Origin of the sequence: Streptomyces sp. 150FB (genome assembly GCF_000818195.1) — a bacterium.
GTDB lineage: Bacteria > Actinomycetota > Actinomycetes > Streptomycetales > Streptomycetaceae > Streptomyces.
In genome coordinates, this window is the sequence record NZ_JTHL01000001.1 from 3,136,608 (window position 1) to 3,145,724 (window position 9,117).

Annotated in this window: 7 protein-coding genes and 1 pseudogene; 3 read left to right on the forward strand and 5 right to left on the reverse strand. The window is 69.0% G+C overall.

Annotated features, from left to right (window positions below; genetic code table 11):
• On the reverse strand, nucleotides 1-1,952 hold a 1,952-nt coding region (gene secA / locus QR77_RS13300), incomplete at its 3' end, for a preprotein translocase subunit SecA (protein ID WP_040021891.1).
• A 240-nt stretch (nucleotides 1,953-2,192) separates the two neighbouring features.
• Between secA and QR77_RS13305 the strand changes: the two genes are divergently transcribed.
• Together QR77_RS13305 and QR77_RS13310 are read left to right on the forward strand one after the other, a co-directional pair.
• Nucleotides 2,193-2,810 (forward strand): GNAT family N-acetyltransferase, encoded by a 618-nt coding sequence (locus tag QR77_RS13305; protein ID WP_052489598.1) that lies wholly within the window; start codon nucleotides 2,193-2,195, stop codon nucleotides 2,808-2,810.
• A gap of 136 nt (nucleotides 2,811-2,946) precedes the next feature.
• Nucleotides 2,947-4,176, forward strand: coding sequence for a hypothetical protein (locus QR77_RS13310; protein WP_040021892.1), 1,230 nt, complete (start codon nucleotides 2,947-2,949; stop codon nucleotides 4,174-4,176).
• A gap of 50 nt (nucleotides 4,177-4,226) precedes the next feature.
• On the opposite strand, the gene QR77_RS46625 is transcribed toward QR77_RS13310, so the two are convergent.
• Complete coding sequence (locus QR77_RS46625; protein ID WP_040021893.1) at nucleotides 4,227-5,258, reverse strand: hypothetical protein; 1,032 nt, start codon at nucleotides 5,256-5,258, stop codon at nucleotides 4,227-4,229.
• Between the two features lie 124 nt (nucleotides 5,259-5,382).
• Between QR77_RS46625 and QR77_RS13320 the strand changes: the two genes are divergently transcribed.
• On the forward strand, nucleotides 5,383-6,609 hold the full coding sequence (locus QR77_RS13320) for a crosslink repair DNA glycosylase YcaQ family protein (protein ID WP_040021894.1): 1,227 nt from the start codon (nucleotides 5,383-5,385) through the stop codon (nucleotides 6,607-6,609).
• An 81-nt stretch (nucleotides 6,610-6,690) separates the two neighbouring features.
• Here QR77_RS13320 and QR77_RS13325 read toward each other — a convergent pair whose 3' ends face one another.
• The 3 genes and pseudogenes from QR77_RS13325 to QR77_RS13335 all read right to left on the reverse strand — a co-directional run.
• The gene (locus QR77_RS13325) at nucleotides 6,691-7,473 is read right to left on the reverse strand and encodes a response regulator transcription factor (RefSeq protein ID WP_040021896.1); all 783 of its coding nucleotides are present in this window, start codon (nucleotides 7,471-7,473) and stop codon (nucleotides 6,691-6,693) included.
• A 322-nt stretch (nucleotides 7,474-7,795) separates the two neighbouring features.
• Nucleotides 7,796-8,482 carry a ribosome-associated translation inhibitor RaiA gene (gene raiA / locus QR77_RS13330; RefSeq protein ID WP_040021898.1) on the reverse strand — a complete coding sequence of 229 codons (687 nt, stop codon included), beginning with the start codon at nucleotides 8,480-8,482 and terminating at the stop codon, nucleotides 7,796-7,798.
• A 334-nt stretch (nucleotides 8,483-8,816) separates the two neighbouring features.
• Nucleotides 8,817-9,117: pseudogene (locus QR77_RS13335) on the reverse strand (phosphoribosyltransferase family protein); the annotation flags it as partial.

Here is a 9,117-nt window from a genome sequence, read left to right on the forward strand (position 1 = left end):
TTCTTACGCGTCTCGAAGTTCTGCTGCTCGACCTGCGACTGCGCCGAGGCGATGGCGCGGGTGACCATCTTGTTCTCGATGGGGACGTCGTCCGGGACGTTGGCCATCGACATGACGCGCTCGACCATCTGCGCCTTGAACAGCCGCATCAGGTCGTCACCGAGGGACAGGTAGAAGCGGGACTCGCCCGGGTCGCCCTGACGTCCTGAACGGCCGCGGAGCTGGTTGTCGATACGGCGCGACTCGTGGCGCTCGGTGCCGAGGACGTAGAGCCCGCCCAGCTCCTTGACCTCTTCGAACTCCGCCTTGACCGCCTGCTCGGCCTTCTCCAGCGCCGCGGGCAGGGCGGCGGCCCACTCCTCGACGTGCTCGACCGGGTCGAGTCCGCGCTGGCGCAGCTCCGCCTCGGCGAGGTCGTCGGGGTTGCCGCCGAGCTTGATGTCCGTACCACGTCCGGCCATGTTGGTGGCGACGGTGACGGCGCCCTTGCGGCCGGCCTGGGCGATGATCGTCGCCTCCCGGTCGTGCTGCTTGGCGTTGAGCACCTCGTGCTGCACGCCGCGCTTGCTGAGCTGCTGCGAGAGGTACTCGGACTTCTCGACCGAGGTGGTGCCGACCAGGATCGGCTGCCCCTTCTCGTGCTTCTCCGCGATGTCGTCCACGACCGCCGAGAACTTGGCGACCTCGGTGCGGTAGATCAGGTCGGGCTGGTTCACCCTGACCATCGGCCGGTTCGTCGGGATCGGGACGACGCCCAGCTTGTAGATCTGGTGGAACTCGGCCGCCTCGGTCATGGCCGTACCGGTCATGCCGGAGAGCTTGTCGTACAGGCGGAAGAAGTTCTGGAGGGTGATCGTGGCAAGGGTCTGGTTCTCGTCCTTGATGTCCACCCCTTCCTTCGCCTCGATCGCCTGGTGCATGCCCTCGTTGTAACGGCGGCCGGCGAGGATACGGCCGGTGTGCTCGTCGACGATCATGACTTCGCCGTCGATGACGACGTAGTCCTTGTCGTTCTTGAAGAGTTCCTTGGCCTTGATCGCGTTGTTCAGGTAACCGACGAGCGGGGTGTTCACCGACTCGTACAGATTGTCGATTCCCAGCCAGTCCTCGACCTTCGAGACACCGGGCTCGTGGATCGCGACGGTGCGCTTCTTCTCGTCGACCTCGTAGTCGCCGGTCTCCTCGATGCCCTTGAGCTGGTTGCCGGGCTCGCCCCTGGTCAGCCGGGTGACGAGCTTCGCGAAGTCGCCGTACCACTTGGTGGCCTGGTCGGCGGGGCCGGAGATGATCAGCGGCGTACGGGCCTCGTCCACCAGGATCGAGTCGACCTCGTCGACGATCGCGTAGTTGTGACCGCGCTGCACCAGCTCGTCCTGCGACCACGCCATGTTGTCGCGGAGGTAGTCGAAGCCGAATTCGTTGTTCGTGCCGTACGTGATGTCGCAGTTGTACTGCTCGCGGCGCTGCGCGGGCGACATGTTGGCCAGGATGCAGCCGACGGAGAGGCCCAGGAACTTGTGGACGCGGCCCATCATCTCGGAGTCGCGCTCGGCCAGGTAGTCGTTCACCGTGATCAGGTGGACGCCCTTGCCGGACAGCGCGTTGAGGTACGCGGGCAGCGTGCCGACGAGGGTCTTGCCCTCACCGGTCTTCATCTCGGAGACATGGCCGAGATGCAGCGCCGCACCGCCCATGAGCTGGACGTCGTACGGACGCTGGCCGAGCACGCGCTTGGCCGCTTCTCGGACGGTCGCGAAGGCCTCGGGGAGCAGGTCGTCCAGGCTCTCGCCCTCGGCGAACCGCTCCCTGTACTCCGCGGTGAGCGCCTTCAACTCGGCGTCGGAGAGGTTGACGAAGTCCTCTTCGATGGAGTTGACCTGGTCCGCGATGCGGTGCAGTTTGCGCAGGATCTTGCCTTCGCCTGCACGCATGAGCTTGTTGAAGACGGACACTGAGGGTGGTCTCCTTGCCGGTCGGGCCTGGCACTGGGTCGTATACGGACACGGGCGCGGGCACGGCGGGCGGGCCCCACCGCAACGGCCATCGTAAGCGAGGACCGGCCCGCGCCGGGAGGGTCGCTGTCACGCGCGGGCGCTGTCACCCTCCATGAGAACGCACGGAAGGCACGGAAGGTGCCGGTGCGGAAACGAAAAGTGCTCGCGCCACACATCCGCGCGCAGCAGAATCCCGTCATGAAACCTGTCACCCTCAGCACCGAGCGCCTGCGGCTGTGCGCCTTCACGCCCGAGGACACGGAGGCCGCCTACGCGGCCTGCCAGGACCCCGACATCCAGCGCTGGACGACGATCCCCTCTCCGTACGGACGGGAGCATGCCGAACAGTTCATCCAAAGGATGGTCCCCGACGGCTGGCGGTACGACAGCGAGTACACCTTCGCCGTCCGCCCCCGCGACGACGACACCCTGCTCGCCGCGATCAGCCTGCACCACCCGCGCTCCGGCACCTGGGAGGTCGGCTACTGGACGGCGAAGGAGCACCGGGGGCGCGGCTACATGACGGAGGCCGTGACAGCCGTGGCCCGCTGGGCCTTCACGGCGCTGGACACCATACGTCTGGAGTGGCGCGCCGAGGTCGGCAACCAGGGCTCACGCGCCGTGGCCGAGAAGGCCGGAATGGTGGTCGAGGGCGTCCTGCGCGCCGGGCTGCTCAACAAGGACACCGTGCGTGACTGCTGGGTCGGGGCGCTGCTGCCGTCCGACGTGGGCCTGCCCGGCGCCTACCCGTACCTGCCGGCGCGGACGGAGCCGACGTGGACGGAGCCTGCGGGGACAGGGACCGGCGCCGGCTGACAGACCTGTCATGTCCAGCCCCAGCCGTGTCATGAACACCGACAGTCGCTAGTCTGCCCGGACGCGTGATGGGGGAACCAGGCGCGGGGCAGGCACGACGGGGACTGCGGGGGGCGACATGAATGACACGGGCGGCATGAATACCACGGACAGTGCGGGTGGCACCGAAGCGACCGACGGCGGACTCACGGCCCCGCCCGCCGAGGAGGCGGAACCGCCCGTAGGCCGGTTCCGCCCGCTGAGAAAGCACCCGCTGCTCGCCTCGGCGGTCGCCGTGGTGGTGCTGGCGGCGGCGGTGACGGTCCCGCTGATCCTGACCGGTTCCGACGACGCGAAACCCTGCTGGCGGCTGCCCGCGTCGACGGCCGCCCTCGCCAAGGACCCGGCAGCGGCCACCCGGGCGCTCGACCCGGGCGACTACGCCGCCGACACCGACCGCGCGGCGAAGCTCCTCGTACCCGCGAACGCGAACGTGTGCGCCGCCGACGCCCGGATACTGGGCCGTGTCGTGGAGGCGGCCACCCTTGCCACCGGCGCGGGCAAGGCCCACACGATGGCGCAGGCCCGCAGCGCGTACGCGGTGGCCGTTGCGCTCGACGACAGGCACGTACCCGTCGGAATGGCGCCGGGCGTGGCCAGGATGCTGGCGGACTACGTGGTGGACGCGAGCGCCTACAGCGGTGCGGACAAGCGGGCCACCGCCGCCGCCGTACCGCCGAGCATGACCAGGCCCGACAAGAACGGCTACACGCCGTTCGGCCGCTTCCTCGACCCGCGGGAGGCGCATGTCGACTTCGGTTACAGCGGAGGCGCCCCGGACGAGGAGGCCGACCCCGAGCGGCTGGTCAACAGCCTCGCCGCCGACCCCGAGGCGTTCGCCGTCCTCTACGACACCTACCGCGCGTATCTCGCGTACTACCTGGAGCGGCTGACCAGTCAGGCCGGGGACCCCGACGAGCGCCCCAACCACAGCAAGTCCGGCTGGAACCAGCCGACCGATCTGCCGGACTTCGACCTCCGGCACCTGGCGGAGGACGTCGGCCGGCTGATGAAGCTCAGGGCCTCGTACGCCAGGGACGGCACCATTCCCGATCTCGCCGCCTTCGACGCCTCCGTACGCAAACACACGCGCGGCGCCTTCCGCCCCGCCTCCGGGCAGCTGGACACCCGTCCCCCGATGGGTGACATAGCGGACCGCCCGGCCGCCGGACCGATGGACAGCACGCTGATGGACGGACGGCACCAACTGTTCACGGTGCTGGACGGGTGGGCGAAGGAACGCGGCGTACCGGCGCGGCGCCTGGCCGACATCAAGCAGTTGATGGACGAGTGGTACGTCGACGGGCTGTGGCTGATCGCGTACTGAGACCCGCCGGGGCCGTCCGGGGTCTCAGGCGGTCTCACTCAGCAGGGGTCTCAGAACGGGAGCCGCAGGTCGGAGCAACCGTGCCGACGCACCTGGTCCTCCGCGAACAGCTTGAAGATCCGCTGTTCGTCCCCCTTGTCGACGCCCGGGATGTCGTCGCTGAACGCGGGCGCGAAGGTGGCTGCCTCGCCGTCGCAGCGTGCGGTGGCCGATACGGGGACGCGGTCGTCGTACTCCTTGGTCAGGCGCCTGCTCCAGTCGCCGTACCAGGCTCTGAAGTACATCCGGGACCCGTCCTCCGAGTCCGGGTCCCCGGTGAGAAGGACACAACTCGCGACGGGTGAGTTCTCGTTCGCGCTGCCCAAGGCGCGCCAGGTCGCGGGCTCCGGCAGCCCGGCGCCGGCCGCCCACCCGCAGGCGGTGTCCTTGGCCTCGGCCAGCGGGACACCGCGCGCCTCCTCGCTGCTCTTCTCGGGATCGGCGAGCGGAACGTCCTTCTTGGGAGGCGAGAGCGGCTTCGCACCGCAGCCGAGCCGGTCCGAGGCCGCGTTGGTGAGCGAGACAGCCATCCGGTAAGCGGCTCCTGGCACTCCGGCGTCGACCCGCCGTTGCAGGGAGACGCGCGTCAGCAGCTTCCGCTGCCTACCGTCGGCGTCCTTGCCGAGATCCGGGCACGGCACCAGAAAATGCATGCCGCGGTACTCGTCGACAAAGCCGGGCAGCCCGTCCGGCAGCGCCTCCACCGTCGACTGTCCGCCTTCGGGGAAGAGCGTCATGAACTCCGCGTCCTGGTCGTCCCGCCGGGTGTACGCGTCCAGGACGATGTGCCCCACCGCGTCGCCGTCACCCTCGAAACGGAGGTCGCATCCGTAGGAGCCCAGTCCGTCGATCTGCTGGGACCGCTCCTCGGTCAGGTGCGCGCCGTCGGGTACGAGCTGCCCCGTCACGTCGCGGGGCAGCGCCCCGTCGCACGCCTGCCCGGTCAGTACCCAGTCCTTCGCGTAGGGCTGGGCTATGTAACCGCCCACACCGAGGACCGCCGCGGCCGCCACTGTCACCTTGATCCAACGCCGCATCGCCATATCCGCCCCCGTCGTCCGGCTACAACCCGGCCACATGACATGACCATGTGTATCGCAGCACCCTACTCGGCGGCCCCGGGGCAGCAGGCCGGGGCTGTCAGTGGCTGCGTCTATCGTTCGACGCATGACGATTGTGCCGCCCGCCGCCATCGAGCTGTCCGCCGACGAAGCACGCCGTATGGCGCTGCGCGCCCAGGGATTCCTCGGCGCGCCGGACCGGCGGGGCGGTGTCCGGGGAGTGCTGCGGCACCTTGGCGCCGTCCAGCTCGACACGATCTCGGTGCTGGCGCGTTCGCACGAGCTGATTCCGTACGCGCGGCTCGGGGCAGTGGGCCGTAAGGCCTGCGAGGACGCCTACTGGACGCCTGCGCCGGCGGCACCGTCGGCATCCACGGAGGCCATGGCCCCGGCCGCGGCTCCCCGGCCGCACGCCTTCGAGTACTGGTCCCACGCCGCGTGCGTCCTGCCCGTCGAGGAGTGGCCGCACTTCGCGTTCAGGCGCCGCGCCTACCGGGCCCGCCCGCAGTGGTCCCACGACCTGACGGACGGCGCCTACGACACAGTGATCAAGCAACTGCGCACGGAAGGGCCGCTGACCGCCACGGAGCTGGGCGGCGCCAAGAACGGCGGACTGTGGTGGGACTGGTCCGAGGCCAAGGTCGCCGTCGAGCGCGCGCTGATGTTCGGCGAGGTCGTGTGCACCGGGCGGCGGAGCTGGAAGCGGGTCTACGACCTCGCTGAGCGCGCCATTCCGGACGATCTCCTGCACGACAGCTTCGACGACGCCGAGTGCCTGCGCAGGCTCGTACGGCTGGCGGGCCGGGCCCTCGGAGTCGGCACCCGCGCCGACATCGCCGACTACCACCGCGTCAGGGGCGAGCAGTTCGACGCCGTGGTCGCGGACTCGGGGCTGGTGCCGGTGAGCGTCGAGGGCTGGGGGAAGCCGGCGTGGGCCGACCCCGAGGCGCTGGCGAGCGTGCCGCGCGGACGCCACCGTACGACGCTGCTGTCACCGTTCGACTCGTTGATCTGGGAGCGGGCCAGGACCGAGCGGATCTTCGGCTTCACCCACCGCCTGGAGGCGTACGTCCCCAAGCCGAAGCGGGTGTACGGCTACTTCGCGATGCCGCTGCTCTCCGGCGGCCGCCTGCTCGGCCGGGTCGATCCGGCGCGGGAGGGGAAGACGCTGGTGGCCAAGCAGGTGTCCCTGCACGGCCCCAAAGCGGTCGCGCCGATGGCCGAGGCGCTGCGGGAGGCCGCCGAGTGGGTCGGTTGCACGGACGTACGGGTGGAGCGCGTCGACGCGCCCGACCTGCGCGACGCCCTGGCGAAGGCGCTCACCGCCGGCTGAGCGCGCGCCCGTGCCCGTACCCCCGGTCGGCGGGCGCCAGTCAGCGGTCACCGGCCCGCGGTCACCGACGAGCGGTCGCGGTCAGCGGATTTCGAGGATCTTCTCCCGCATCGCGTAGACCACGGCCTCCATCCTGGAGTGCAGTTGGAGCTTCTCCAGGATGTTGCGGACGTGGTTCTTCACGGTGTTCTCCGAGATGAACAGCTCTTTGGCGATGTCGCGGTTGTTCATTCCGGTGGCGACCAGCTTGAGGACTTCGAGTTCGCGCTCGGTCAGGCGCGGCGCCGGCACCAGTCTGCGTTCGTCGGTGCGCTGGATCATCGACTTGAACTCGGTCAGCAGCTTGGACGCCATGGACGGGCTGATCTGGGACTGGCCGTCGGCGACGGCGCGGATCGCGGTGGCCACCTCGTCCGTGGAGATCTCCTTGAGGAGATAGCCGGTGGCGCCCGCCTTGATGGCGTCGTAGAGATCGGCCTCCTCGTCGCTCATCGTCAGCATGATGATCTTGGCGCTGGGAGCCACTTCCTTGATGGCGGTGCAGGCTTCGATCCCGCCGCGCTTGGGCATCCGTACGTCCATCAGCACGATGTCGGGCAGCAGATCGGCGGCCTTGTCGACGGCCTCGGCGCCGTCGCCCGCCTCACCGACCACCTGGATGTCCTCCTCCTGGGCGAGGACGATCTCCAGACCGCGGCGGAACAGCGCGTGGTCGTCCACGACGAGCACCCGGATCGGCTCCTGGCGGGACGAACCGCCCGTATCCGGCCCGGATTCGCAACCGGCGCGTCTCTCCGCATCGTCGATGTGGCGCGCCTCATGAGCATCCCTTGAGTGATGCACCGGCCCGAAGTGGTCCGCCATCGTTCCTCCCCCTGAAGGCCATGGCCCCGAGTTCACATGAGCCTGCCAATCGCAGTTCGGCGACCGGCTGTTGGCTTACGCCGCCATGATTTCACGCCTGGGCCTCAGAACGGTGATCCCGTGGTCGCACGAGGGTGCCCCTGAGGGCTCAAAAGGGCGTTCCGGAGCACTCAGGGGCACCATTCAGGGACGGATATCAGCCGAAATACAGGCTGTACTCAGCCGAATTCAGGCCGTAATCGGCTGTGTTCGGCGCGAGCGCCGCCGGGGCCGTCGCCGCTCTCGCGGCCAACTCCGGGCGCCACAGCCGTCTTCGGCCGTCTCAGCCGCCGAGGGCGCCGCCGGCGCCACCCGTTCCCGAATCCGCCAGCGGATCCGTCCTGAGGTGAATCACCCCGTAGTCGTACGCGTGACGACGGTAGACGACGCTCGGTTCCTTGGTGTCGGAGTCGACGAACAGGTAGAAGTCGTGCCCGACCAGTTCCATCTCCTCAAGAGCCTGGTCCAGCGTCATCGGCGCGGCGACGTGGTTCTTCTCCCTGACCACCAGTGGTCCGTCACCCTGGACGTCCACCGAACCCATCTTGGTGGTGGGTACGGCCGCCGCCTCTTCCGCCGCGGTCTCGCCGTTCGCGTTCAACTCGGCCACGTCGGGGATGACTTCGACGACCTCCGCGGCCGAGAGACGGCCGTTGCCACGGCGGTTGTAGCGCTTCTCGTGCTGCTTGCGCAGCCGGGCCTCCAACTTGCCGGTTGCCAGGTCGAGCGCGGCGTACGGGTCACCGGCCGCCGCCTCCGCCCGGATCACGGGGCCCCGTGAGCGAAGGGTGATCTCCACCCGGTCGCACCGGTCGGCCTGACGCGGGTTGTGTTCCTTGGACACCTCGACGTCGAGGCTGATCACCTTGCCGTCGAGCTTCTGGATCTTCTCCAGCTTCAGCTTCTCGGCCACGTGCTTGCGGAACCGCTCGGGCACCTCTGTTTTGCGGCCCTTGACGACGATGTCCACGCAGAACTCCGTTCCCGGATCACTCCGCCTCGTTGCGGAGATGCTCCCTGTTGCACCAGACCCCAGTAGTCACCGGAGCCTCGGACTTGGCGACTTTCACCTCCTCCTCCCCCGTCCACGTGGTCCCCACCCTCATGAACTTCGAGGTTTCGAAAAACGCCGGAGCACCGTGACAAACGCCGGGGCACCGCGACGCATTCTGCGAGCCACGGCTTTCGCCATTCCGTACAACCGAACATAGCTCCCCCGGACGGGTGTCGGCACCCGCTACCAGCAGGTACGTCCGTTCAGGTGTTTCTCTTCCCGCTTTACCTGCAAGGATGCAAATCGAGGCTCAGTTCCGGTTTATTTCGAAGGAGAGGGGCGGCGCGGAGACAACTGCCGCGCTCACCTGTACGAATCCGGGAAAGCCCGGCCGCAGGGTGGCACGCAGTGCGCGAGCCGCCTCGACCAGCGAAGCTCCCGTCGTCATGAGATCGTCCACCAGCACCACCCGGCCGCCCTCCAGCAGCCGCGCGCCACCGTTGGCGACCTCCAGCGCCCCCGACAGGTTCGCGGCCCGCTGACGGGCGCCGAGCCCCGCCTGATCGGCCACGGCGCGCCGCTGCCGCAGTACGGGAACGACCCCGGCGGTC

Coding starts and splice junctions, on each gene's coding strand:
- QR77_RS13310 (WP_040021892.1), top strand. CDS start 2,947: ATGAATACCACGGACAGTGCGGGTGGCACCGAAGCGACCGACGGCGGA.
- QR77_RS13320 (WP_040021894.1), top strand. CDS start 5,383: ATGACGATTGTGCCGCCCGCCGCCATCGAGCTGTCCGCCGACGAAGCA.
- QR77_RS13325 (WP_040021896.1), bottom strand. CDS start 7,473: ATGGCGGACCACTTCGGGCCGGTGCATCACTCAAGGGATGCTCATGAG.
- QR77_RS13305 (WP_052489598.1), top strand. CDS start 2,193: ATGAAACCTGTCACCCTCAGCACCGAGCGCCTGCGGCTGTGCGCCTTC.
- QR77_RS46625 (WP_040021893.1), bottom strand. CDS start 5,258: ATGGCGATGCGGCGTTGGATCAAGGTGACAGTGGCGGCCGCGGCGGTC.